Genomic DNA, 25,348 nt, shown 5'->3' with positions numbered 1-25,348 from the left:
CGGGCACCACCGACCACCACGAACGACGAGGAACGGACTTCATGAACGACCAGCACGACCACGGAGCACTTGGCGACGCCGAGTACGCGGAGTTCATGGAGCTCGCCGCGGAAGAGGGCTTCGACATCGAAGAGGTCGAAGGCGCGATCGAGGAGGCCGGTCACGGCCCGCTTCCCGTCCTCGCCGTCGTCGGCCGCCCGAACGTCGGCAAGTCGACCCTGGTGAACCGGATCATCGGCCGCCGTGAGGCCGTCGTCGAGGACAAGCCCGGCGTCACCCGCGACCGCGTCACGTACGAGGCCGAATGGGCCGGCCGCCGCTTCAAGGTCGTCGACACCGGCGGCTGGGAGCAGGACGTCCTCGGCATCGACGCCTCCGTCGCCGCCCAGGCCGAGTACGCCATCGAGGCCGCCGACGCGGTCGTCTTCGTCGTCGACTCCAAGGTCGGCGCCACCGACACCGACGAGGCCGTCGTCCGGCTGCTGCGCAAGTCGGGCAAGCCCGTCGTGCTGTGCGCCAACAAGGTCGACGGCCAGAGCGGCGAGTCCGACGCGGCCTCCCTGTGGTCGCTCGGCCTCGGCATGCCCCACCCGGTCTCCTCGCTGCACGGCCGCGGCACCGGCGACATGCTCGACGCGGTCCTGGAGGCCCTGCCCGAGGCCCCCGAGCAGACCTTCGGCGGCGCCGCCCCCGGCGGCCCGCGCCGCATCGCGCTGATCGGCCGCCCGAACGTCGGCAAGTCCTCGCTCCTCAACAAGGTGGCGAAGGAGGACCGCGTCGTCGTCAACGAGCTCGCCGGCACCACCCGCGACCCGGTCGACGAGCTGATCGAACTCGGCGGCATCACCTGGAAGTTCGTCGACACCGCCGGTATCCGCAAGAAGGTCCACCTGCAGCAGGGCGCCGACTACTACGCGTCCCTGCGCACGGCCGCCGCCGTCGAGAAGGCGGAGGTCGCGGTGATCCTGATCGACACCACCGAGACCATCAGCGTCCAGGACCAGCGCATCATCACGATGGCCGTCGAGGCGGGCCGCGCGATCGTGATCGCGTACAACAAGTGGGACGAGCTCGACGAGGAGCGCCGCTACTACCTCGAGCGCGAGATCGAGACCGAGATGCAGCAGGTCTCCTGGGCGCCGCGGGTGAACGTCTCGGCGCTCACCGGCCGTCACATGGAGAAGCTGGTCCCGGCGATCGAGACGGCCCTCGCGGGCTGGGAGACGCGCGTCCCCACCGGCCGGCTGAACGCCTTCCTCGGTGAGGTCGTCGCCGCCCACCCGCACCCGATCCGTGGCGGCAAGCAGCCCCGCATCCTGTTCGGTACCCAGGCGGGCAGCAAGCCGCCGCGGTTCGTCCTCTTCGCCTCCGGCTTCCTGGAGCACGGCTACCGGCGCTTCATCGAGCGCCGCCTGCGCGAGGAGTTCGGCTTCGACGGCACCCCGATCCACATCTCGGTGCGGGTGCGCGAGAAGCGCGGCGCCCAGTACAAGAAGAAGAAGTAGTTCCCAGTCTGATCAAGCCCCCCCACCTGGATCTTCTCCGAGGGCGGGGGGCTTGACGCTTGCTCCGGGCCGTGGCCGGGGGCTCTTTTCGCTCGGGGATGATCCCCGCGGTGGCGAGAGCGGGCTTCCACTGGTCGCTGTTGAACTGGTTCCGCGGGCGGGGACGGCTTCTGGACGTGTTGACGAGAAGCGGGAACAGGGTTCTGCGCGTTGCAGGCGGAGGCCGATACGAAGGGCCTACCTGGCAAGCCGTGAGGCTTCTGATCTTGCCGGACACCCATTCCTTCCACGGCATCCCCGACTACGCTTGCCATGGTCACGGCCAAGATCGAACGAGGGGGGACACCCATGCCGTACGAGACCGGCGCCAAGGTGAAGCTGACCAGGGATGTGCAGCTCACCGCAAACGACACGGCGGCCAGGATCGGCTTCCCCGGTCCGCTGTGCCTGGCCGAGGGCTTGGAGGGCATCGTCACGGGATCGGCAGAGGAAGCCGGCGGTGTGGCTCAGGACGGGCTCGCGGAATTCGAACGGCGAGTCCGCGGGGTCCAGTTCGATGGCCACACGGCCGGCATCATCGACAATCTCCGTCAGCAGATCATCCGGCACGGAGGGCTCGACGCCGGAGCCGGCGCTCAGATCAGGTACAGGGTGCGATTCGAGAACGGGTTTGTTCTGGGCGGTCTTGAAGAAGGCTGGCTGACCGAAGCCTGAGTACCTGCGGCCACCGTGCCGGTGCTGTCCTCCTCAGCTCGGGTATGCGATCGAGCCCAGCGGCGGGCAGGGGATGAGCACGGTGCCGGCGCCGGGGCGTTCGACGAAAGCCCGGGCCTCGGCGGCCCGCAGGCGCTGGGCATCCAACGCGTCGGCGTGCCAGGCGTCGCGCCTGGCACGGTCGTAGTCCCACGAGCCGTCGATGAGACTGAGGCTGGTATTGCCGGAGCTGCGCTGGAACTCCGCCTTCAAGGCGGCCTGTTGGAGTGCGGTCTGGGTCGCCGCGAGGTCGATGCGGGAGATCAGGATGCCGAGGGTGTTCGGTTCCCGGGTCGGCAGGGGGGCCTGCGGAAGCGGCGACACCCCGGTGTCGAGACGGCCTATGTTGTCAACGGCCGCTGTCTGGGCGTCCTGCACCATGAGCTGCGTTTCCTGGTGCAGCCAGAAGAACTCGTCAAGGTCCGCCTCGGTGATCCGCATCCGCTGGTACAGGGCCCGGAAGCGGGGATCGTCGTGCAGCGGACGCAAGGGGGCGACGTGGAGCGCCACGCAGTCGTTGTAACCGGCTGCCACCGCGGCGTCGAGGTGGAGGATTCCCTGGTTCGCCTCTCCGCGTAGGACGGCCATGACGCCGAGGCTCGAGTGGCCGGCGGCGACGAGCCACGTGCCGTCGGGGCCTAGTGCTGTGGCGCGCGCGACGAGGTCGTGGAAGCCCGCGGTGCCCACCGCAGCGGGACCATTGGTCATGGCCTCCACCAGCAGATCGTGAACACGGGCGGCCAGTGAGTTGACGGTGTCGACCATGGATCTCCTCGGACCTCGGTGGTGAAGAGCGTAACGGGTGTTGATTCTCTGGCAACTCCCGTGAACATGGCGGACGAATACCTGGCGATTGCGGCGTGGTTGCGGGATCGGACGGGTGGGTAGCGGGGGGCAAGGGGGTGCGAAATGGCGCAGAGGATAGGCGGGTACGTCGCGATCGGGGGGTCGGTGGCCGCGGTCGTCGGCGCGGGCGTGCTGCTGTGGAACTGGGCGGACGGGACGCCGTGGACGGCCTGGCCGCTCGTCCTGCTCGGGGCGGGCCTGGTGACGGCGCCGGTCGGGCTCAGGCTCCGGCCGGGTCTGGACCGGTGGGCCGACGCGCTGGCCGCTGGCGGGCTGACGGTGTTGGTGCTGGCCGGGGTCGTGACCACGGGCGGCACGGTGGAGCAGGTCCAGCTCCGGGGGCGGACGACGGAACCGGTAACGATCGAGCTCAGCGGTTGCCGGGTGACCGGCCAGCACTGGGACGAGGGCGCGGGGCCGCAGGACGAGGTCGAGTGCCGGTACGTCTGGTCGGTCGGCGGACGCACTTTCTACGAGGTGCGCCCGGCGGACAAGGTGCATCCGGACGGGCACCGGATCCGGCTGTGGGCGTCGCCGGAGGGTGGGGAGCTGGACGGGCACTCGTGGCAGACGGTCGCGGCGATGGGGCTGTCCGCGGCGGTGGCGGACGGGCTGGCGCTCCTGGCCGGTGCGGGGGCGTGGCGCCGGGTGTCGAGGCGGCGGGCCGGGCGAACGGGCATGGCGGCCGAGCCGGTGCTTACCGCAGACCGGGCGGGCACTGGCCGCGATCGCTGAGGCACGGGCCAGTACGGGGCCGCGAGGCATGGCGGTCAGGGTGAAACGGCCCGTCGCCGCAGCTCAATTGCAGATCAACAGATCGGCCGTCCCCGCCGGCAGGGTCCAGCTTGCTGGCCAGCTACCCGAAGCCGTTGTGCGCGGCGGTGAGGGCTGCGGTGGCCGTGATGCGCCTGGAGGGGGTGGTCATACCCGATGAAATGATCACGCCCGGTCGCGGTCACGCCCGCCGCGACGGGCTGTAGTCCCGCCCTCTGGCCCCCGCCGGGGCTGGTCGACGCCCGAAGGGCGGTCCTTGTAGCTCGTCGCTTGTCGTCTTGGGCCTGGTGGGCACCTCAGCCCCGGATGCGTGGCCGTGAGCTGGGTGAATGGGGACGACAAGCGACAAGCGACAAGTCAAGCGACATGCAGTCCCGGGCTCGTTGACCGGGCGTCGCGCCGGGCCGTCTGTGGGCCGTCGGACGCCTCCCAACGCTGACCGGCGTCCACCGACAGTGACCGCTCAGCAGCAGGTCAGGAGGGTGCAGAGCGGGGCACCCCTGGTGGCAAGGCAGGCCGGTAAGGCCAAGAAGAAGTAGCAGCCGGGCGAGGACTCCGGCGGACTCGGCGGGGTCAGTAGCCCCGGCGCGGAGCGGGCGGCAGGGCCGCCGGGAGGTGCGTCATCCCGGTCTGGCTCTGCCGCCCGTCGGCGTATCCGGGGCTGCCCGCGTACGAGTACGTGGGCAGCGGCTGCGGGGTGTAGGAGGGCTGCCAGCCGTCGACGCGCTGCCATCCGGATCCGCTCCAGCCGCTGCCGTACGAGCTGCCGGTCGTGTGCGAGCCCCCGTAGGAGAAGGCCGTGAACCCGTGGTCCTCCTCGCCCGTACGGTCGCCCGGCAGCGCCCGGAAGGCCCGCAGGTACTCCGAGTACAGCGCGTCGTAGATCGGGGTGTGCGAGACGGCCGGAGGGGTGTCCCGGTCCCGTGCGGGACGCATCGCGGGGACGGTGCTCGGATAGGACGGGGCGCGGGAGGAGTCGTATGAATGCACGTACCAGCCAACGAAACCGACGCGCTGCGGATGCGGGGTGACGGGGGCCGAAACACAGATCGCCGGGGGTGTGCGGGACGGACCGCACACCCCCGGCGCACGCCGCCCGGCCCCCTCGGCAGGGGGCTGGCGGCCGTTCTCGTACCGGCTGGGATCAGGCGCCGGGCGTACCCGCCAGCGGCATCGCGGCGGCCACGAGCTTGCCCGCGGCGGCGGCCTTGTCCAGCGCGTCGCGCAACAGGTCCTCACGGGGCTGCTGGCCGATGGAGCCGACCGGGGCGGCGTAGATGAGCACGCGCTGGGTCTTGTTGACGGCGGTCCGCCAGCCGTCGGTGACCGACAGCGCCTGGTGCGCCTGCCACCAGGCGACCTGGCTGCCGTCGTTGCCCGGCTGCAGCACGGCGTGCAGCTGGCCCGCGGCGAGCAGGACCGACCAGCCGCCGAGGACGGTGGGGACCTCGGAGGTGTCGGTGACCGGGATGAAGCCCTGCTCGATGAGGAGCGGCAGGAAGTCGTCGCCGGGGCCGTCGCTGCCGGGGCGGGCGATGGGCGCGGTCGGCTCGACGACCAGGGCCGGGTGCAGCTCACCGGCGATCAGGATCAGGCCGCTGGTGATGCCGAGGACGGCCTGGCCGCCGGGCACGTTCTGCGGGGCGGCGCCGGGGCCGCCGGAGCCGGCCGGGCTGTCGCCGGTGATGCTGCGGACGGCGCCCTGGAGCTGCTCCTCCGAGACCGTGACCACCTGGGAGGGGATGCAGGTGGCGTGGGCGAAGGCGAGGACGGCGGTCTCCTCGCCGACGAACAGCACCGTGCTGGTCCGGTCGTTCTCGGGGTCACCGGGGGTGCGGCAGGAGGTGCAGTCGTAACTGCGCGGCGCGTCTTCGCCGACGAGCAGCCTGTCGGCTTCTTCGTCACCGATCTCGGCACGTACCTCATCACTGACGTCGAGCATGCGCGGCACGGGGTGGCTCCTCGGCATAGGTGCGGGTCCGGGAGGCTCCCGGCTCGCCGGGCTCAACGGCCGAGCGGCGGCCGGGGTCACGCCATTTGAGGGAACGGATTCGAACCTGGCCCCCGGAAGGGTGAACCGTCCGACCGGAGCTTCGCTTACGTGCCAACTGTTTTCTGGTTGTGCTCAGTTGATGCCCAGGTGTGGCCGTTTGGGGCGGTGCCGGCGGTCGTCCGACCGGGTGGGCTGCGGTGACCTGCCGCGTGGCGGGCCCGAGGCGACCGCGGGTGGCTGCGTAGCGTGACCCGATGCCCCATCACCGGACCTGCCGGGCCGTATCCGGCGGCGCCCTCCTGCTCGCCGCCGCCGTACTGGCGCTCGTACCACCCGGCGCGGCCGCGGCTCCGCCGCCGCCGGCACCCGGGCCGGCCGGGGCGGCGCACCCCGGCTCGCCCGGTGTGATCGGGGACGGGCCGGGGGACTGCGGGCCGGGCGGGGAGTGGCCCTGGGACTGCGTGGCCGACTGCGAGAGCGGCGGACGGTGGGCGGTGAACACCGGCAACGGCTTCTACGGGGGGCTGCAGTTCTGGCAGCCGACATGGGAGGAGTACGGCGGGCTGGCGTTCGCGAAACGGGCCGACCTGGCCAGCCGCGTGCAGCAGATCCGGGTCGCGGAGGAGGTCCTCGGCTCGCAGGGCTGGAACGCGTGGCCGGTGTGCTCCAAGCGCTACGGGCTGGCCGGACGGATGCACGCGGTGCGGGACGGCGACACGCTGGTGTCGATCGCCCGCAAGCACCGGGTCCGGGGCGGATGGCGGGCGCTGTACGAGGCGAACCGGGACCGGATCGGGCCGAAGCCGGAGGCCCTCGCGGCGGGCATGCTGCTGGTCGTCCCCGCCCCGGAGCCGGCCGCCCCGCCCCAGGTCCCGGCCGGGCCGGCGCCCGCGCCCGTGCCGGGCCCGGTGCCGAAGCCGGTCATCACCGCGGCCGCTTCGCCACCGGCCCCGCGCCCCTGACCGGGGCGCCCGGGCCGGCCGCGCGTTGCGTGATGCCGTGCGGGCGCCGACCCTGGAAACGGCGAGCCGAACGGCTCGCTCGGACTCCGGTGGTGAGCCAGATGGTCCAGAGCAGACACCCGCGTGCCCTTCCGCACGGACACCCGCGCGCCCCGGCGCGCGCCGCGGCCTGCGCGGCGGCCGCGGTCCTGCTGGCCCTGCCGGCGGCCGTGGGGTGGTCCCCGGCCGCGGCGGCAGGGGTCCCGGCGCAGCCGCCCGCCGCGGTCGTGGTCCTGCAGGGCGCGGAAGGGCCCGCGGATCCCGCGGCGGCGAAGGAACAGATCGAGAAGAACTGGACCGCGTTCTTCGACCCGAAGACCCCGACCGACGAGAAGGCGGAGCTGCTCCAGCACGGCGACCTGCTCAAGGTGCTGCTGGACGGCTTCTCGGCCGGCGCCGAAGCGGCCAAGGCCTCCGCGGCGGTCACCGGTGTCACCTTCACCTCGCCCACCGAGGCCGCGGTGACCTACGACCTGAAGGTCGGCGACGAGACGGTCATGTCCGCCGGCAAGGGGAACGCGGTGTTCGAGGACGGGACCTGGAAGGTCTCCCTGAAGACCCTCTGCGCGCTCGTCGACCTCAGCGGCGCCGAGGCACCCCCGCTGTTCTGCTGAGGCCCGGCCGCCCGCGGCGCGCTGGCAGACTCCGGGGATGATCGACACCTCCGCACGACTGCTGCGCCTGCTGTCCCTGCTGCAGGCCCACCGCGAATGGACCGGGGCCGACCTCGCGGACCGCCTCGGGGTCACCGCGAGGACGGTCCGGCGCGACGTCGACCGGTTGCGGGAGCTCGGGTATCCGGTGAACGCCAGCCCCGGGACCGGCGGCGGCTACCAGTTGGGCGCGGGGGCCGAGCTGCCGCCGCTGCTGCTGGACGACGACGAGGCCGTGGCCGTCGCCGTGGGCCTGCGGACCGCCGCCGGGAACGGGGTCGAGGGCATCGGCGAGGCCTCCGTACGCGCCCTGGCGAAGCTGGAGCAGGTACTGCCGTCACGGCTGCGCCGCAGGGTGTCCGCGCTCAACGAGTTCACCGTGCCGATGCTGCGCGGCGCCCAGCGCTCCACCGTGGACCCCTCGGTGCTGACCGAGCTGGCCTCGGTCTGCCGGGACGGCGAGCGGCTGCGCTTCGGGTACCGCGACCACGAGGGGAACGTCAGCCGCCGCACCGTCGAACCGCACCGGCTGGTCTGCACCGAGCGGCGCTGGTACCTGGTCGCCTGGGACCTGGACCGGGAGGCGTGGCGGACCTTCCGCGCGGACCGGATCGAGCCCAGGCCTCCGCACGGACCGCGGTTCACCCCGCGCCCGGCACCGGCCGAGGACCTCGCCGCGTACGTCTCCGAGGGCGTCTCGCAGCGGGCGTACGCGACCCGCGCGGTGGTGCGGCTGAGGGTCTCGGCGCAGGAGGCGGCACGGATCGTCGGGCCGAGCGACGGGGTCCTGGAACCGGTCGACGGGCGGAGCTGTCTGCTGCGCACCGGGGCGGTGAACCTGGACGTTCTGGTGATTCACGTCATGCTGCTCGGTTGTGAGTTCGAAGTGGTCGAGCCACCGGAGCTGACGGATCGGATCCGGGCCGCGCGGGATCTCCTGGGGAGGGCGGTGGAGGCCGGAGAAGTGAAGGAAATGTAGGGGAGCTGAGGGGGATTCAACTGGTCTGGTCCAAGCGGATCATGGCAATCTAGGACCGGAATTCAGCAGTGTTCGGCATGAATTCCAAACCACCTGGACCCCGGGCGTGTCGCGGACCGGTAAACAATTTGCGGCTGTTGATATTCTGTGACACAAGCGTGACCCGGGACGGACGAACGTCCGGGCGCGGCGCTGACGAACGGCGAAGGCGGGCCCGGTCCGAGGACCGGGCCCGCCTTCGCGCGCCGCGGGGAGAGGTGGTGCGTACCGCCCCCGCGGCGGAACGGTCAGCCGCCCGCGACCGGACGGGCCGCGGCTCCCCGGGCGGGGGCCCGCTCGGTGTGTGCCGGGCGGCGGCTGCCGTTCGGCGTGACCGGGGTCCGCTCGGAGCGGATCACGTGCGGCCGGCCGGCCGGGTGCACGGCGGGCCGGGCGGCGGGGGAGTGCGCGGTGACGGCGGTCGTCGCGGTGGCCGTCGGGGCCGTGGTGGCCGGAACGGGCTGCGGGACCGGCTCCTCGGCGATGGCGATGGCGGTGCCGGCGATGGCGGTGCCGGCGACGGCGGTGCCGGGGGCGGTGGTCTCCGCGGGGCTGCGCAACTGCCACTTGCCGCCCGCCGAGAGCAGCGGGGTGAGCACGGAGACGACCGGCGCGGGCATCCGTCCGGTCTCGGCGCGGCGGCGCAGCACCTCGCGCACGTCGAACACGTAGGCCTCGGTCCGGGCGATGAGCGGCTCGAACCAGGGGAGCGCCAGCAGGATCAGCAGGCCCGCGGACCATCCGAGCAGGACGTCGCTGACCCAGTGCGTGCCGAGGTACACGGTGGTGGCGCCGACGCTCAGCGAGACGACGGCGGAGACCACCGACAGCACCCGGCGGGTGACCACGGTCGAAGCCAGGTAGGCCAGGATTCCCCAGGTCACCACGGCGTTGGCGGTGTGGCCGGAAGGGAATATATCGCCGCCGGCGAAGAGTTCGGCGGATCCGATCTCCGTGGCGTAGTGCGGACCGAGCCGGCCGAGGCCGAGCTTGACGGACCCGACGGTGATGTTGAGCAGCAGCAGTGCCACGCCGAGGGTGATCAGCGGGCGGAGGGTGTGCTGCCGCCAGGAGCGCCAGCCGAGCCAGGCGGCGACCATGACCGCGGTGGGTCCGCGCTGGCCCAGCACGACCAGGTAGTCGAGGAAGGCGTGCAGCTGCGGCCACTGCTCGTAGGGCCGGAAGAACATGATCTGCCAGTCCAGGCGGACCAGCCAGGAAGTGGTCAGTACGGCGACCACGATGGAGAGGTAGAAGGCGAGGGTCGAGCCCAGGAGTACGACGCGGTGCCGGCTCATCTGCGGGGTTTGCAGATGAGCCGGTCGCTCTGGTTCCCGGTCCAGCCGGGCGAACACCCGCTCCAGACGGGTCAGGATTTGGTCGGTACGCACTCAATCGACGTTACCGTCCGTCGATGCTCGGCCCGGGCGAATCGCGGGCTTTGTGATGACCATGTGATGTGGAGTTGGTCTCATGCGGGGCGTAATTCCCGTTATTCCGACAGCGGTTGGCGGCTTCTTGATCCACTGCCTCGGAGAATTGTTTCCATCACTTATCCGGACTTTATCGCCGCGGGAGTCATTTCCTTTGCTGAAAGATGGACCGGAATGGTTCATTCCGTGATGTGGGGGCTCTATGGAGGACCCGAGCCGTTCAGCCAGAACGCCCCGTAGACCGCCGACGCCAGGGCCAGCGCGCCCACCACCGCGGCCGCCCGCCCGGTCCGCCACCGCGCCAGCGCCACCGCCGGCGGCAGCACCAGCGGGAAGGCGGGCAGCAGCAGCCGGGGCTTGGAGCCGAAGTAACCGGACGCGCACAGCGCCAGGGCCACGACGATCCCGCAGTACACGAGCAGCGGCACCGGCTGCCGCTGCCGGACGCACTTCCCGTACAGCCAGAGCACCAGCACGACGCCCGCGATCAGCCCCGCCCCGGCGGGGAACGCGGACGAGGCCAGCTTCGCCCCGACGAACTTCGCGAACGCCCAGCCGCCGTCGAAGCCGTTGCCCCAGCCGCCCTGCACGTCCAGGTACCCCAGCAGGCCGCCCCCGGTCCGCGCGCCGACCCACAGCACGTACGCCGCCGCACCCGCCGGAGCCAGCAGCACCCCCGCGACCGTCCGCCACGACCGCTCGCCGCGCCGCCAGGCCAGCGCGGCGGCCACCCACACCGCCGCGACCACCGCCGCGCCGACCGGGCGGGTCAGCCCGGCCCCGGCCGCGAGCAGCCCCGCCGTCAGCCACCGTCCGCGCAGGGCCGCGTGGAGCGCCCAGGCGGCCAGCGCGGTGAACAGCGACTCGCTGTACGCCATGGACTGCACGACCGCGACCGGCAGCGCCGCCCAGACCGCGACCGCGAAGAACCCGGCCCGGCGGCCGTGGACCAGGTCGGCCACCGCGAAGATCCCCCAGGCCGCGGCGAGCCCCGCGACCACCGACACCACCAGGCCCGACGAGCCGTACGAGAACCCGGTCGCCGCGGACACCGCCCGTTCCAGCCATGGCAGCAGCGGGAAGAACGCCAGGTTCGAGTGCACGTCCCCGTTCGGGAGGAGTACCTCGTACCCGTACCCCTCCGCGGCGATGCGGGCGTACCAGAGCGAGTCCCAGCGGGCCGACAGCAGCGTGTGCGGGCTGCTGCCGACCACCGCGCCCCACACCGCGAGCGCGGTCAGCCCGAGCAGCCGCACCGCCGCGAAGGCGGCCAGTGCGGGCGCGGCCCGGCGCAATGCAAGATCTTCCACATGGATGATTATCGGTGGAGCCGGCCGGGCACCCCTCAACGGCCGGGAAGCACGGCGTGCGGAAACCACGGGCCGTGAGCGCGCGTGTACACCGGGGGAGGGTGACGCCGGAAGGAGTGGCATACGCCACACCGGGGCCGCCGCAGGGATGAGAGCTTGACCACGTGTGGGGCAGACGAACTCGCGTACGCTGACCGTTCACTCGCGTGTCGATGCCGGACCCCGTTGGACGCCGCACAGCGCACCACCCCCCGCGGCTCCGCAAGACGCTGGTCCGCCGAGCGCGAGGGATCACCTGGGAGGTACATGCATGTCGGGGACGAACGCGGCCGGGGTCCGGACCCCTTCGCCCTGGCAGCGGCTGGGCGCCGCCTCGGGTGGGGCCAACCGCTGGGTCGTCCTGGCGGTGCTCTGCGTCAGCCTGGTCCTCGTCGCGCTCGACGCGACGATCCTGCACGTCGCCGTCCCCTCCGTCACCGAGGACCTGCGCCCCGGCTCGATCGAGCTCCTGTGGATCGTCGACGCCTACCCGCTGGTCTGCGCCTCGCTGCTGATCCTCTTCGGCACCCTCGGTGACCGGGTCGGCCGCCGCCGCATCCTCCTCCTCGGCTACGGACTCTTCGGCGTCGCCTCCGCGATAGCGGCCCTCGCCGACAACGCCCAGGTCCTCATCGCCGCGCGCGCCCTGCTCGGCGTCGGCGGCGCGATGATCATGCCCGCCACCCTGTCGATCCTGCGGCAGGTCTTCCCCGACCGGCGCGAGCGGGCGCTCGCCATCGGCATCTGGACCGCCGTCGCCGCCATCGGCGCGGCCAGCGGGCCGGTGCTGGGCGGTTTCCTCGTCCAGCACTTCTGGTGGGGCTCCGTCTTCCTCATCAACATCCCGCTGATGGCGCTGATCCTGCCGCTGGGCCGCTGGCTGCTGCCGGAGTCGCGCGGCAGCGCCGACGGGCCGTGGGACGTGCTCGGCGCGCTGATGGCCGCCACCGGTGTGCTCGGGACGGTGCTCGGGATCAAGCGGCTGGGCGCCGAACGCCGGCTCCTCGACGCCGAGGCGCTGGTCCCGCTGCTGCTGGGCGTGGTGCTGCTCGTCCTGTTCGTGCGGCGGCAGAGGCGGCGCGAGCACCCGCTGATCGACATGCGGATGTTCTCGCGGGCCGCCTTCTCCGCCTCGGTCGCCTGCATCGTCCTCGCCATGCTGGCCCTGGTCGGCCTGGAGCTGATCGCCGTCCAGTACCTCCAGCTGGTGCTGCACCTCAGCCCGCTGGAGACCGGCCTGCGGCTGCTGCCGCTGACCTTCGCCGCCATGGCCGCGGGCGCCACCGGCTCCTACACCCTGGCGCGGGTCGGGCCGCGCACGATGGTGTCGCTGGGCTTCGTCCTGACCGGCTTCGCCGTGCTGCTGCTGACGTTCATGGGCCAGCAGGACCGGCCGCTGCTGCTGACCGTCGGCTTCATCCTGCTGGGCTTCGGACTGCAGACCACGCTGTTCGCGGCCTACGAGTCGATGCTGAGCGAGGCTCCTGCCGAGACCGCGGGCGGCGCGGCCTCGATCGGCGAGACCTCGTACCAGCTGGGCGCGGGCATGGGCATCGCACTGCTGGGCAGCGTGATGAACGCGGCGTACCGGCCGGGGCTCGTGGGAGTGCCGGGGGTGACGGCGGCCGATTCGGCGGGCGCGGCGAACTCGCTGGGCCAGGCGTACCAGATCGCCGCGCATCTCGGGGGACCGGCGGGGGCGTCGCTCTACGCGGCGGCGCGCCAGTCGTTCGTGCACGGACTGCACGTGACGCTGGTGGTGAGCGCGCTGCTGCTGTTCGCGGGAGCGGTGATGGCACTGAAGCTGCCGCGGGTGATGGACTGCGGGGCGGCCGAGGAGGAGGCGGCGGAGGTGCGGTTGCCCGCGCAGGCGAAGGCGGAGGCGCGGCCGACCCCGGTCGAGCAGGCGGGCTGACGCCGTCCGGTGCCGCCGGGTGCGGCGCCGTTGCCGGGGGCGCCGCCCCCGGACCCCCGCGCCTCGATCGCCGGCGGGGCTGCAATGGGGGGGCTGGATTTGCCCGGCGCGGGCGAATAGCTTCGGGCAAGCGCAAAACTCGCGCTGCTAGGTTCTGTCTCAGGCCGCCGGGAGGCCCCGTGTCCGCGTTCCTGCCCCATGATCCGCTCGGGCTCGACGAGCTCCTCGGGCCCGAGGAGCTCGCCGTCCGGGACACCGTCCGCGCCTGGGCCGCCGACCGGGTGCTGCCGAACATCGCCCAGTGGTACGAGAGCGGCGAGCTGCCCGCGATCCGCGAGCTGGCCCGGGAACTCGGCGGCATCGGGGCGCTCGGCATGTCCCTGGAGGGCTACGGGTGCGCCGGCGCCAGCGCCGTGCAGTACGGGCTGGCCTGCATGGAGCTGGAGGCCGCCGACTCCGGGATCCGCTCGCTCGTCTCGGTGCAGGGCTCGCTCGCTATGTACGCGATCTGGAAGTACGGCTCCGAGGAGCAGAAGCAGCGCTGGCTCCCCGGTATGGCCGCGGGTGAGCTGATCGGCTGCTTCGGGCTGACCGAGCCCGATGTGGGTTCGGACCCCGCGGCGATGCGCACCCACGCCAAGCGCGAGGGCACCGACTGGGTGCTGAACGGCCGCAAGATGTGGATCACCAACGGCTCCGTCGCGGCGGTCGCCGTGGTGTGGGCGCAGACCGACGAGGGGATCCGCGGATTCGCGGTGCCCACCGACACCCCCGGTTTTTCCGCGCCGGAGATCAAGCACAAGTGGTCGCTGCGGGCCAGCGTCACGAGCGAGCTGGTGATGGACGACGTACGGCTGCCCGCCGACGCGGTGCTGCCGCTGGTCACCGGGCTCAAGGGGCCGCTGGGCTGCCTCAGCCACGCGCGGTACGGGATCGTCTGGGGATCCATGGGCGCGGCGCGGGCCAGTTTCGAGTCCGCGCTCGACTACGCGAGGACGCGGGAGCAGTTCGGCCGGCCGATCGGCGGTTTCCAGCTCACCCAGGCCAAGCTGGCGGACATGGCCCTGGAACTCCACAAGGGCGTCCTGCTCGCCCACCACCTGGGCCGGCGGATGGACGCGGGCACCCTGCGGCCGGAGCAGATCAGCTTCGGCAAGCTCAACAACGTCCGCGAGGCCATCGAGATCTGCCGCACCGCGCGGACCATCCTCGGCGCCAACGGGATCTCCCTCGAATACCCCGTCATGCGGCACGCCACCAACCTCGAATCGGTCCTCACCTACGAGGGCACCGTCGAGATGCACCAGCTGGTGCTGGGCAAGGCGCTCACCGGCCTGGACGCCTTCCGGTGAGAGCCCTGCTCAGCTCTGGTTGAAGAAGTCGCGTGAGCGGCCGCCCGCTTCGCCGCTGACGATCTGGGTGTCGGCCGGGGTCAGGAGGAAGACCCTGGTCGCCACCCGCTCGATCGAACCGCGCAGCCCGAAGGTCAGTCCCGCCGCGAAGTCGACGACGCGCTTCGCGTCGCCCGGGTCCATCGACGACAGGTTGACGATCACCGGGACCCCGTCACGGAACAGCTCGCCGATGCCCCGCGCGTCACGGAAACCGTCCGGGGTGACCGTCGCGATGCGACGGCCGTGCTCCACGGCCGACTCGGAGGCCACCCGGACCCGCGGGTCGGTGACCCACTGCTCGCCGGGGCCGGCCACCGAACCCTGGGCGGCCTCCGCGTAGTCGTCGTCGTAGTAGCGCTCGTCGTCGCTGTCCTCCACGAGACCCAGCCAGGCACTCGCCTTGCGCACCGAACCCATGGACTGCCTCCTTTCACCGCGGTCAGTCTGTCTTCTCTCCGCTGCCCCTATGCTCGTCCATGATGCTGACAACGCGCCAAGTGGATAGTCGCCGCGCAGGGGTTTCGTGACGGTACTGGTGCAGAACATCCGTTGCACGGTCAAGGATCCTGGTGGCTACCACTGCTGACTGAGTGAAAATACGACCGCCGCGGCCTTACGGGTGAGTGACGCGGACGTACGGGTGAAACGAGCGGGTCGATACGATGCCCGGCAGGCACGCGTACGACACACGGGGGAAGCAGCTTGTTCGGCATAGTCAGACCTTGCACGCACCGGCTGGGAGACCGTTTCAAGGCGGAGTGGATGGCCCATCTGTGCGGGCTGTGCCTGGCACTTAGGGGCGATCACGGGCAGTTCGCCCGGATCGTGACGAACTATGACGGGCTGCTCGTCTCCGTTCTGACGGAGGCTCAGTCGGGCACCGCACCCGAGGACCGGCGCACCGCGGGCCCCTGCCCGCTGCGCGGGATGCGCACCGCCTCCGTGGCCCAGGGCGAGGGTGCGCGACTCGCCGCCGCCGTCTCGCTCGTGCTCGCCTCCGCCAAGGTGCGCGACCACGTCGCCGACCGGGACGGCCTGTTGGCCCGCGCCCCGATCGCCCTGGCCGCGCGCAGGGTGGCCCGCGGCTGGGACCGGGCCGGAGCCCGCACCGGGGCCTCGCTCGGCTTCGACACCGCCGTGCTCGTCGACGCCGTGGACCGGCAGGCGGGCATCGAGACGCTCGCGGGACCCGGCACCCCCGTGCTCGTGGTGACCGAGCCCACGGAGACCGCGACGGCCGCAGCCTTCGCACATACCGCGCAGCTGGCCGGACGGCCAGGCAACGCCGGCGCGCTGGCCGAGGCCGGCCGGTACTTCGGCCGCCTCGCCCACCTGCTGGACGCGGTGGAGGACCAGGGCGCCGACGCGGAGGCGGGCGCCTGGAACCCGCTCACCGCCACCGGCACCTCGCGCGCCGAGGCCCGCAGGCTCTGCGACGACGCCCTCCAGGGCATCAGGCTGGCACTGGGCGAGGTCGAGTTCGCGGACGCGGGGCTCGCCCACAGGCTGCTCGTACACGAACTGCGCACCTCGGTGGACCGGGCCTTCGGGACCATGAGCTGCGGCCACACGGCGACGGCCCCGGCCGGGCAGGGCGGCAACCCGTACGCGGGCGGGCCCACGGTGGAGGGCCCGCACGGAGCGAACCCGTACGGAGCGAACCCGTACGGCGGGAATCCGTACGGCGGCAACCCCTATGCCCCGAACGCCCCCCAGGCCCCCGGTGGTCCGGGCATGCCGCCGCCCATGGGGCCCGGCGGTGGTGGCGGTGGTGGCGGACTGCCCCCGCAGCGGCCGCGCCGCGGGCTGCTGGCGGGCTGCGCGGTGGCCATCGGGCTGTTCTGCACCTGCCAGATGTGCTGCACGGAGTACGAGGGTCCGTGGTCGCGGGAGCGGCGCGAGCCCCTCTGCGACGCGGGCGACTGCTGCGACGGTTGCGACTGCTGCGGCGACTGCGGGTGTGGCGATTGCTGCTGCTGTCCCTGCGACGGCTGCTGAGGCCCTTTCAGATTTCACAGGTCCGGACGGCGTACGCGGGGATTCCCGTCCGGACCGGTGTGGAAGGGCTGAGCGGGATGAGCGACGACGCAGACGATCCGCACGCCGCCCCGTACGGTCGCCAGGCGCCGGACGGTGGCCTCCGGCCCGCCGGCTACCCGGAAGGTCGAATTCCGGCCGTTCCGGAGCCCAGGCGCGCCCGGCTCGGCGGCGCGTCCCGGACGGCCGGCCCCCAGCACCGCGTACCCGGGGGCCGCGCGCCCGGCGCGGGCCGGCGGATCCCGGCCACCGGAGCCCTCCCGCCCGTCCCGTCCGCGCTCCGCTCCGAAGCCGGCGGGCCCCTCGTGATCCGGCCCGAAGGCTCCGGACCCGCCTCCACGGAGGCCGAGGCCCGCCCGGACGCCGCCGCGGCCGCGCCGCCGGGGCGCGTCCCCTCGTACGTACACGGCAGGACCCGGCAGGTGGCGGACCGCGTCGGCGCGAAGCCGGCCGTCCGCTCCGGCGGCGCCCACGGGCACCGCCGACGCCCCCTCCGCCGCCCGCGGACCGGCATATCCGAGGCGCGGGGCGCGATCACCGTGGATCCCGACCGGGCTCCGCCGCGCCCTCCGACCGCGCCCTCGACGACCTCTTCCCCCGGCCTCCGCCACCGCCCCGGAACCCCCCGCACCCCACGGTGAAACACGGCGCGCGGAGGCCGAAAGCCGCTCTTGCGGCCGGTATCCGACGACAGGACACTCCCGACAGCGCTTGTCAGGGGCACGGCCAAACGCACGCGCCCGCCCTGCCCCAGGCTGCGCCTCACGGGCCCTGGCACCCCCACGACCGCCGGCCCCCGACCCTCTCCAGGAGGACGAGAAGTGAGGATCAAGCGCATGACCCGTACCAGGCTGCTCGCGGCGGCCACCGGCCTGGCCGCCGCCGCGGCGCTCGCCGTCCCCACGGCCGCGAGCGCGGACTCCGGACGGGACGGCGGCGACACGGCGTTCAGCGCCGACCGGCTCGCCTCGGCCGGCGCATCCGTCCTGCGCGCCAACGTGGCGGGCACCGCCTGGCACACCGACCCCGCCACCGGAACCCTCGTGGTCTCCGCCGACTCCACGGTCTCCGAAGCCGCAATCGCGAGAATCAAGCGCGAAGCCGGAGCCGACGTCGGAGCCCTGCGCATCGAACGCATCCCCGGCAAGCTCACCAAACTGGTGTCCGGCGGCGACGCCATCTACGCGAACAGCTGGCGCTGCTCCCTCGGCTTCAACGTACGCAGCGGCACCAACTACTACGCCCTCACCGCCGGACACTGCACCGACGGCGCGGGCACCTGGTGGACCAACTCCGCCCGCACCACCGTCCTCGGCACCACCACCGGATCCAGCTTCCCGACCAACGACTACGGCCTCATCAAGTACGCCAGCAACACGCCCGTGCCCCCCGGGACCGTCGGCAGCCAGGACATCACCAGCGCCGTGAACGCCACGGTCAACATGTCCGTGACCAGGCGCGGCTCCACCACCGGCATCCACAGCGGCCGGGTCACCGGCCTCAACGCCACCGTCAACTACGGCGGCGGCGACATCGTCTACGGCATGATCCGCACCAACGTGTGCGCCGAACCCGGCGACAGCGGCGGCCCGCTCTACTCCGGCACCCGCGCCGTCGGCCTCACCTCCGGCGGCAGCGGCAACTGCTCCTCGGGCGGGACGACCTTCTTCCAGCCCGTGGTCGAGGCCCTGGGCGCCTACGGGGTCAGCGTCTACTGACGACGACCCACGTGCCCCCGCCGCACCCCTGGACGTCCTCCCGCCTTCTGGGAGGATGTTCCAGGCGGCCATGTCCACGGGGGAGGCTGGTTACTGCATGAAACGAATCGGCGTGACCGGGCACCGAGCCATTCCGGACTCGGTGCTCGGCCATGTGGAGAGCGGTCTGCGAGCCGTACTGGGCTGCCACGACGGGCCGTTGGAGGCCTTCTCCAGCCTCGCCGAGGGAGCGGACCAGCTGTTCGCCGCCATAGCCCTCGAAAACGGCGCCGACCTGACCGTGGTGATCCCCAGCGGCGACTACGAGAACACCTTCGAGGGCGTCGAGGCACGCGCCCGCTACCAGGGCCTGAAGAACCGGGCCACCCAGGAGGTCCGGATGGACTTCGCCCGGTCCACGGACGAGGCCTACTACGCCGCGGGCACCTACATCGCCGACTCCTGCGACCGGCTCGTCGCCGTCTGGGACGGCCAGCCCGCCCGCGGGCACGGCGGCACCGCCGAGATCGTCGCCTACGCGCGGGCCCTCGGCAAACCGGTCACCGTCATCTGGCGCGAGGGCGTGGCCCGGGACTGAGCCACGCCCCCGAGGTCAACTGCTGTGCCGGGCCAGCCAGTCCGTGTGCTGCGGCGACACGTACCGCTCGGTCTCGTACACCGACGAGGCCCACTGGGACTCGGTGATCGTCGTCTGCATCACGACCATCATCGCCGCCAGATCCTGCTCGATCAGGGTGTGCGCCTCGATCAGCGGATGGTGGCGGCGCACCTCGTTCCAGGCGATCCCGGCCGCCGCCGCCGCGCTCAGCAGCGCGGTCAGCCTCGGCCCCGGACCCGAACCGAACGCCCCCAGCAGCGCGAACAGCAGCGCCAGGCAGGTCAGCAGCACGATCGTCCACGACCACAGGTTCGTCGCCCGCCGGGACACCTCCGTGCGCCGCCGGTACCAGTTGCGCTGCTCGATCAGCCGGTCCCGGACGTACGTCTCGCGCCGCGCCTGGTAGTCCATCCCGCGCAGCCGCTGCATCGCACCGGTGATCTCCCCGCCCTCCGGCACCGAACCGGCGGCCCGCGGATCCTCCCAGCCCATCTTCCGCAGCTCCCCCAGACCCGCCTCCAGCCGGGTGCGGTACGTCGCCTCGGGCGCGGCGACCTCACTGCCGAACGGCGCCCCGTGCACCGCGTACCGCCAGGCCAGGGACTTGATGAACTCCGCCGCACTGCGGTTGAGCTGCCACTGCGGGCGGGCCCGGCGCCGGGTCGCCCGCATTCCCACGCCCAGCACCCCCGCGTACGAGAGCACGCTCAGCAGCCCGAAGAGGTACACCGAGCCCAGCTTCGGCCCGGCCGGCAGCGCGGCGGCCGCCGCGGCCGCGACCAGCAGCAGCAGCTGCGCGCGGGTGGCCTGGGTGGACTCCCGCTGCCGGGAGACCGCCGCCTGGTCGGTGTGGTGGAAGAGGGCCGGCAGGTCCTCGTTTCGAAAGGTCATGCTGTCGGTCACAGCGCCCCCCTGCTGTCGGGTGGCGGGCGGCGGGCACCCCGCGGTCGCGGAGCATCCGCCGCCCGCCGTCGGATCAGACGGCGAGAGGCTCCAGGTCGCGGTGGACCCGCCGCTCGTCGCGTGCGTACCGGGTCAGGCTGTGGTCCTCGCCGAGCAGCCGGGTCAGCTCGGACACCGCCTCCGCCCGCAGCCGGGCCGCCTCTTCCTTGCGGCCCATCGAGTCCAGACTGACCGCCATGTTGGAACTGCTCGCCAGGGTCTCGGGATGGTGCGCCCCGAGCACCTCGCGCAGCCGCATCACCGCGAGCCGCTCCAGCTCCAGAGCGCCTTCCGGATCGCCCAGGTCGGCCCGCGTGTTGGCCAGGTTGAGATGGGCGAACACGGTGTGCGGGTGGTTGTCGCCGAGCACGTCCCGCATGCCCCGTATCGTCTGGCGGAGCATCGTCTCCGCCGTCTCCGCCGCGCCCGTGCCCCAGTGGAAGACCGCCAGGTTGTTCACGGCCGCCAGGGTGTACGGGTGCCGCTCACCCGGCACCTTCATGTACTCGTCCACCACCTCCTGCGCCAGGTCCCGCGCACCGCCCGGATCCCCGGTCGCGAACAGGTCCGAGGCCAGGTTGAGCTCGCAGGACAGCAGGTCCGGGTTGACAGAGGTGTACTTGGCCCGGTAGCGGGCCCGGGTGGCCGTGGTCAGCCGCAGGGCGTCCTCCAGCTGGCCCGCCCGGCGCAGCGACACCGCCAGGTTCTTCGCGGCCGACAGGGTGCCGGGGAACGCCCGGCCCAGCGTCCGCTTGTAGGTGTCGTACGTCCGGCTGAGCAGCTGCACCGAGTCCTCGTACCGGCCCACCTCGCGCAGGTCGCGGGCCAGGTTCTGCGCCGAGGACAGGGTGTACGGGTGCTCCGGCCCCAGCACCTCGGTGCGCAGGTCGTGCACCTCCTGGTCGATCTCCCGGGCCCGGGTGTACTGGCCCACGAGCCGCAGGTTCAGCGCCAGGTTGTTCGCGGCGGCCAGCGTGCGCGGGTGCGCCTCGTGGAAGATCTGGCTGAAGCCCTCGTGCGCGTCGGTCGCCAGCTCCATCGCCTGCCCGTAATGCCCCAGCGCACCCAGCGTGTTGGCCAGTCCGCTCATGGTCATGTACGTGTGCGGGTGCGAGGGGCCGAGCACCGCCTTCTGCCGCTCCAGCGTGACCTCGTCCAGCTCCTTCGCCTCCACGAACCGGCCCTGCGAACGCAGGATGTTCGACAGGTGGAAGCGCAGGTACAGGTACTGCAGGTCGTCGTTGCCCAGCATCTCCTTCCACGCCTCGCGCAGTTCCTCGCCGAGGGTGTACGCGGCCTTGAAATCGCCGCGCTTCCACAGGTAGCGCACCCGGTCGATGAGCAGCCTGCGCGTCTCCGGCTCCTTGCAGAACCGGGCCTCCGACGGGGTCAGGTGCGACCAGATGGTGTTGAACCGCGGCCACGTCTCAGGATTGTCGATCGGCTCGTCGTCGTCCGGCCGGGCACCCGCCAGGATCCGGTGGACCGCGTGCCGCGCCTCGCGCTGCTCCTCCTCGCTCAGCTGGGCCCGGATCACCGCCTGCACCAGCCGGTGCACCTGGATGCTGTTGCTGACCTGGTCGACCTTGGCCAGCGCGAACCGGCCGATCTCCCGGATCACCCGGCCCAGCACCAGCTTCTCCTGCAAGGAGGAGTCGTAGGGCTTGAGGGCGTCGATCATCTCCTTGCTGTAGAGCAGGTTCGCGGAGATCGGCTCGGGCGCGAGGAACGCGCACAGCTGGAGCAGCCGGACGGCCGCCGGGGACCGGGACTGCAGCCGCTCGATCGAGATGTTCCAGGTGGCGGCCACCGGCTCCGGGTACCCGGGCGGCTGGTTCAGGGCCAGGACGCGGGCGGCCTGCTGCGCCAGCTGCTCGATGTACGCGGACACCGGCGTCGCCGTCTCCGCGATCCAGGCACCCGCCTGCTCGACGGCCAGCGGCAGGTCACCCACCGCCACCGCCACCTGCTCGGCGTCGTCCTTGCTGAGCCCGGGGGCCCGGCGCTGCAGGTGCTCGATGGACTCCTCCCGCAGGAACACGTCCACCGGCAGCGCGTCACCGTACTGCGACCAGGACTGGTTGCGGGAGGTCACCAGGACGTGGCCCGGCCCGCCCGGCGGGAAGAACCGCTTGAGCGTCTCGGGATCGTCCGCGTTGTCGAAGACCAGCAGCCAGCGGGAGGAGGGAACCCCGCGCCGCAGCAGGTCGATCGCCTCCTGGGAGGCGGCCGCCATGTCCTCGCCGGTCTGCGCGCCCAGCCGTACCGCGAGCTCCGCGAGGGCCGCGACCACGTCGTCGGTCTGCTCCGAGGAGATCCACCACACCAGGTCGTAGTCGGCCATGAACCGGTGCACGTACTCCAGCGCCACCTGGGTCTTGCCGACGCCGCCCAGCCCGAACAGGGTCTGCGGCTGCGGCAGCACCACGGCCATGCCCCCGCCGAGCTGGTCGCGCATCCGTTCCAGCACGATGCTGCGCCCGGTGAAGCCGGGGTTGCGCGGCGGCGCGTTCCAGATCTTCGGGACGGTCCCCGGGAAGCGGGGACCGGGCTGCGAGGCACTGCCCGCGCTGTCGGGCAGGGCCATGGGCCGCTCCACCGCACGCAGCAGAGCGGCGGTCGCGTGCACCTCGTCGAGCCGGAAGAGGTCCACCGGGTTGCGGTCGATGTACGGCGTGGAAAGCCGTACGTCACCCACCCTCAGCGGCACCAGCTGGCGCCGGCCCCCGGTCGGGTCCTCGGCGGCCGCACGCTCCCACACGTCCACGGCCCGGGCCGACTTGAGATAGGCGGTGGAGAGCAGCACCACGGTCCGGGCGGCCGTGTCGATGCTGATCCCCGTCCCCCCGCCCAGGGTGTCCCCGGGGCCGGTGTGCGCGGGACGCTCGGCGGAGACGTCCTTCGGGACGACCCGGAAACCGGCCCGGGTGAGCACCGACTCGATCCAGTCGGCCCACATCCGGTTCTCGGCGACGTAGGACAGGAACAGGTCGGCGGGCAGCGCCGGGCGGCGCCGGGTGAAGGCGTCCCGGATGCGCAGCCGGACCTCCTCGCCGATCGCCGGCATGGAGGTGATCTGACCCTCGGTGACCACGGCGGTCAGCCGTTCGAAGGCGGAGAGCAGGGAGTTGGTGAGCCCGGCCTCGTCGCCGAAGGTGGCCAGGGTCTCCTCGTAGGCGTAGTAGGGGCGGTACGGGATCTCCACCGCGCCCCAGTAGGAGGTGAGCTCGTCCCCGACCAGGCCGTTCGGGAAGCGGTCGAACTTGATCCGGGCCAGCGCCCGGCCGGCGTCGGCCTTCTCCTTCTCGCCCTCGTCGATGCGCATCGGGACCGGGTAGATCTTGATGCCGCGGTCGTTGAACCGCTCGTCGATCTGGCGGGCGACGGACGCGGCGCCGTCGATGGACTGGTCGGACAGGGTGAAGCAGTCGACGAGGACGTCCGGGAGGTGGACCGTGCAGATGTCCGCGATGTCGGACAGGCCGGTACGGCTGTCGATGAGGACGTAGTCGTAGTTGCGCTTCATGTCGGCGCGTAAGGCGTCGAAGAAGAGCCCGCCGCCGAGCCGGTCGTAGAAGTTGTCCCAGTCGAAGGTGGAGACGGTCGCCGAGTACTCACGGTTCTGCCGGCCCGCCGAGACGAAGTCGAGGGTGCCGCCGTCCGGGAACTCCCAGCCGTGGGTCTCCGGCGTGAGCGAGACGGCGTGCGGCTGTATCCGCGCGTAGTCCTTGTGCCAGTCGTCGGGCCGCTGCACCGGGCTGGTCGCCGCCCAGGCGTATTCGCTGATCAGATCGATGACCCCGGTGGTGGCCCCCAGCGTCGAGGGGTCCAGGAAGGGGTGGAAGAAGCGGTGCAGGCCGGGCGCCTCCAGGTCCCAGTCCACGGCGAGGACCCGCTTGCCGTTGGCCGCCAGGATCCAGGCGGTGTTGGCCAGTGCCATGGTGCGGCCCGTGCCGCCCTTGTACGAGTAGAAGGTGACGATACGTCCGTCACGGCTGTCGCTGCTGCTGTCACTGCTCGCTGTCATCCGCGTCCCCCCGGTCGGTGTCGGTGTCGTCGTTGTCGTGGAGGCCGGCCCCCGCCGGCCCGGCCCGGTGCCGGTCGGAGTCGGGCGGGAAGGGGACACGGGGCGGTGGCGGCCCCGGCGGGCCGTTCATTCCCATCGGCCCGAGCAACCGGGGCCGTTCGATGGAGGTGTCGCCCTTCGGCGGATACGGCTGCGCGTGTCTGAGGAACTGCTGGGCGGCGGCCTCGACCACCTGCGGCAGGATCTGGCCGAGGGTCTCCACGTTCGCCACGCCGTTCGCGGCGGCCCGGCAGGCGGCCCGGCCCTGGCTCATCGTCTTGGGCATGGTGTTCTCCAGCCGGTCGGCCAGCTCGTTCTCCTTCGACCGGCTCTGGTGGTCGTACCGGTTCCACGGCACGACCACGTTGACCCACGGCCGGGGCTCCCGGTCGAAGGCGGCCAGGCGCCGGCGCCGCTGCTCGTCCTCCACCGCCCACCGGTCGACGATCAGGATCTCCGGCCGGGTCGGTAACTGCTTGCCGTCGAGGTGCCCGGCCTCGTCGTCGAAGGAGGACATGGTGGTCTGGTAGTTGAGGTTCTTGACCAGGTCCTCGGCGACGTAGGCGATGGGCCGCTGGGCGACCGGGTGGTACGGGTTCCACTCCAGCGCGGTGTCCCCGTAGTACTCGGGGGTGCGGCCCTCGGGCAGCTCGTGCCGGGAGGCGGCGGCCACGGTCACGTGCAGGCTGCGGGCCGGGCTGCCGCTGGAGCCGAAGGCGCTGGGCACGTTCCGGTAGTCCAGTGGGCGGATGGGGTCCAGGTGGGCGGTCTCGGCGACCTGGACGATGCGCCGGGCGAGCTCGTACACGGCCTGTTCGTACTGGTCGGCGTAGCCGCGCAGTTTGATCAGCCCGTACAGGCCGTCGGTGACGTAGCGTTCGCCGAAGGTGTTGTGGTTGAACTGCAACCGCTCGGCCGGGCCCGGGAGTTGCTCCGGCGGCACCGGCACCCACAGCGCGGGCACGATGGCCTCGGCCTGCCTGTTGCTGACCGCGCCGTGCTGGACGGCGCGCTGCGCGAAGGCGAACCACTCCTTCCCGCACATCTCGCTGGCGAAGTACCGCGGCGAGAACAGGGGAACGAAGACGCGGCAGTTGGCGAGTGCCCGGGCGAGCCGTTCGGACCAGCCCTCGCCGCTGCGTATCTCCCGGTCCATGAACCCGACGTCGTACCCGGCGCGCAGGTCCGTCAGCGCCATGACATGCCCGCAGAGATCACGGAAAAGGCGCTCGACCCACATGTCCGGGTCGGGGCCCCCGGCCCCGAACCTCGGTGTATGTGCGTAACTGAGAAAAAAGTACGGCTCCCCTGATGCGGGCACACGACCCCCGTCCCGAAGATGCGAAGCGAAGA

Annotated in this window: 21 protein-coding genes; 12 read left to right on the top strand and 9 right to left on the bottom strand. The window is 72.2% G+C overall.

What is annotated here, in order from left to right; genetic code table 11:
• The first annotated feature begins 41 nt into the window (after positions 1-41).
• Entirely contained in the window at positions 42-1,505 is a 1,464-nt protein-coding gene (gene der / locus DEJ51_RS06925) for a ribosome biogenesis GTPase Der (RefSeq protein WP_150256795.1), read from the top strand.
• Between the two features lie 348 nt (positions 1,506-1,853).
• Positions 1,854-2,219, top strand: coding sequence for a hypothetical protein (locus tag DEJ51_RS06920; protein ID WP_150256794.1), 366 nt, complete (start codon positions 1,854-1,856; stop codon positions 2,217-2,219).
• 33 nt (positions 2,220-2,252) lie between these two features.
• On the opposite strand, the gene DEJ51_RS06915 is transcribed toward DEJ51_RS06920, so the two are convergent.
• The gene (locus DEJ51_RS06915; protein ID WP_150256793.1) at positions 2,253-3,023 is read right to left on the bottom strand and encodes a hypothetical protein; all 771 of its coding nucleotides are present in this window, start codon (positions 3,021-3,023) and stop codon (positions 2,253-2,255) included.
• Between the two features lie 144 nt (positions 3,024-3,167).
• Here DEJ51_RS06915 and DEJ51_RS06910 point away from each other — a divergent pair, with 144 nt between their 5' ends.
• Complete coding sequence (locus DEJ51_RS06910) at positions 3,168-3,839, top strand: hypothetical protein (RefSeq protein WP_150256792.1); 672 nt, start codon at positions 3,168-3,170, stop codon at positions 3,837-3,839.
• A gap of 612 nt (positions 3,840-4,451) precedes the next feature.
• Here the strand turns inward: DEJ51_RS06910 and DEJ51_RS06905 are convergent.
• Positions 4,452-4,814, bottom strand: a complete 363-nt coding sequence (locus tag DEJ51_RS06905; RefSeq protein ID WP_150256791.1) for a hypothetical protein — start codon at positions 4,812-4,814, stop codon at positions 4,452-4,454.
• A 208-nt stretch (positions 4,815-5,022) separates the two neighbouring features.
• Positions 5,023-5,829, bottom strand: coding sequence for a hypothetical protein (locus DEJ51_RS06900; protein WP_150256790.1), 807 nt, complete (start codon positions 5,827-5,829; stop codon positions 5,023-5,025).
• Between the two features lie 296 nt (positions 5,830-6,125).
• Here DEJ51_RS06900 and DEJ51_RS06895 point away from each other — a divergent pair, with 296 nt between their 5' ends.
• The 3 genes from DEJ51_RS06895 (at position 6,126) to DEJ51_RS06885 (ending at position 8,504) form a co-directional block, all read left to right on the top strand.
• On the top strand, positions 6,126-6,833 hold the full coding sequence (locus DEJ51_RS06895; protein WP_150256789.1) for a transglycosylase family protein: 708 nt from the start codon (positions 6,126-6,128) through the stop codon (positions 6,831-6,833).
• A gap of 101 nt (positions 6,834-6,934) precedes the next feature.
• A complete protein-coding gene (locus tag DEJ51_RS34430) occupies positions 6,935-7,486 on the top strand; it encodes a hypothetical protein (RefSeq protein WP_190620238.1) in 552 nt (183 codons plus the stop codon).
• Positions 7,487-7,523: 37 nt separating this feature from the next.
• Entirely contained in the window at positions 7,524-8,504 is a 981-nt protein-coding gene (locus DEJ51_RS06885; protein WP_150256788.1) for a helix-turn-helix transcriptional regulator, read from the top strand.
• Positions 8,505-8,791: 287 nt separating this feature from the next.
• Here the strand turns inward: DEJ51_RS06885 and DEJ51_RS06880 are convergent, their stop codons facing one another.
• Positions 8,792-9,934, bottom strand: a complete 1,143-nt coding sequence (locus tag DEJ51_RS06880) for a phosphatase PAP2 family protein (RefSeq protein WP_150256787.1) — start codon at positions 9,932-9,934, stop codon at positions 8,792-8,794.
• Between the two features lie 242 nt (positions 9,935-10,176).
• Complete coding sequence (locus tag DEJ51_RS06875; protein WP_150256786.1) at positions 10,177-11,409, bottom strand: glycosyltransferase family 39 protein; 1,233 nt, start codon at positions 11,407-11,409, stop codon at positions 10,177-10,179.
• 187 nt (positions 11,410-11,596) lie between these two features.
• Here DEJ51_RS06875 and DEJ51_RS06870 point away from each other — a divergent pair, with 187 nt between their 5' ends.
• Both DEJ51_RS06870 and DEJ51_RS06865 read left to right on the top strand, forming a co-directional pair.
• Positions 11,597-13,240 (top strand): MFS transporter, encoded by a 1,644-nt coding sequence (locus DEJ51_RS06870; RefSeq protein ID WP_150256785.1) that lies wholly within the window; start codon positions 11,597-11,599, stop codon positions 13,238-13,240.
• A 179-nt stretch (positions 13,241-13,419) separates the two neighbouring features.
• Entirely contained in the window at positions 13,420-14,592 is a 1,173-nt protein-coding gene (locus tag DEJ51_RS06865) for an acyl-CoA dehydrogenase family protein (RefSeq protein ID WP_150256784.1), read from the top strand.
• A 9-nt stretch (positions 14,593-14,601) separates the two neighbouring features.
• Here DEJ51_RS06865 and DEJ51_RS06860 read toward each other — a convergent pair whose 3' ends face one another.
• Positions 14,602-15,051, bottom strand: coding sequence for a cell division protein SepF (locus DEJ51_RS06860; protein ID WP_052875748.1), 450 nt, complete (start codon positions 15,049-15,051; stop codon positions 14,602-14,604).
• A gap of 285 nt (positions 15,052-15,336) precedes the next feature.
• On the opposite strand from DEJ51_RS06860, the gene DEJ51_RS06855 reads away from it, so the two are divergent.
• The 4 genes from DEJ51_RS06855 (at position 15,337) to DEJ51_RS06840 (ending at position 18,966) form a co-directional block, all read left to right on the top strand.
• Positions 15,337-16,632 (top strand): DUF5685 family protein, encoded by a 1,296-nt coding sequence (locus tag DEJ51_RS06855; RefSeq protein ID WP_150256783.1) that lies wholly within the window; start codon positions 15,337-15,339, stop codon positions 16,630-16,632.
• Between the two features lie 77 nt (positions 16,633-16,709).
• On the top strand, positions 16,710-17,312 hold the full coding sequence (locus tag DEJ51_RS06850) for a hypothetical protein (protein WP_150256782.1): 603 nt from the start codon (positions 16,710-16,712) through the stop codon (positions 17,310-17,312).
• Between the two features lie 180 nt (positions 17,313-17,492).
• The gene (locus DEJ51_RS06845; protein ID WP_411757288.1) at positions 17,493-18,389 is read left to right on the top strand and encodes a S1 family peptidase; all 897 of its coding nucleotides are present in this window, start codon (positions 17,493-17,495) and stop codon (positions 18,387-18,389) included.
• Between the two features lie 97 nt (positions 18,390-18,486).
• Positions 18,487-18,966, top strand: a complete 480-nt coding sequence (locus tag DEJ51_RS06840) for a hypothetical protein (protein WP_150256780.1) — start codon at positions 18,487-18,489, stop codon at positions 18,964-18,966.
• A 15-nt stretch (positions 18,967-18,981) separates the two neighbouring features.
• On the opposite strand, the gene DEJ51_RS06835 is transcribed toward DEJ51_RS06840, so the two are convergent.
• The 3 genes from DEJ51_RS06835 to DEJ51_RS06825 form a co-directional block, all read right to left on the bottom strand.
• Positions 18,982-19,878, bottom strand: a complete 897-nt coding sequence (locus DEJ51_RS06835; protein ID WP_150261734.1) for a DUF4231 domain-containing protein — start codon at positions 19,876-19,878, stop codon at positions 18,982-18,984.
• A gap of 85 nt (positions 19,879-19,963) precedes the next feature.
• Positions 19,964-23,956 (bottom strand): FxSxx-COOH system tetratricopeptide repeat protein, encoded by a 3,993-nt coding sequence (gene fxsT, locus DEJ51_RS06830; protein ID WP_150256779.1) that lies wholly within the window; start codon positions 23,954-23,956, stop codon positions 19,964-19,966.
• Positions 23,940-25,316: a TIR-like protein FxsC gene (locus DEJ51_RS06825; protein WP_190620236.1), complete on the bottom strand. Its 1,377-nt coding sequence runs from the start codon at positions 25,314-25,316 to the stop codon at positions 23,940-23,942. Before DEJ51_RS06825 ends, fxsT begins: the two co-directional genes overlap by 17 nt.
• Between the last annotated feature and the right edge of the window lie 32 nt (positions 25,317-25,348).

It is taken from the genome of Streptomyces venezuelae, assembly GCF_008642275.1.
Classification (GTDB): domain Bacteria; phylum Actinomycetota; class Actinomycetes; order Streptomycetales; family Streptomycetaceae; genus Streptomyces; species Streptomyces venezuelae_E.
Note: the sequence above shows the minus strand (reverse complement) of the source record. Positions and strands in the feature narration are given on the sequence as shown.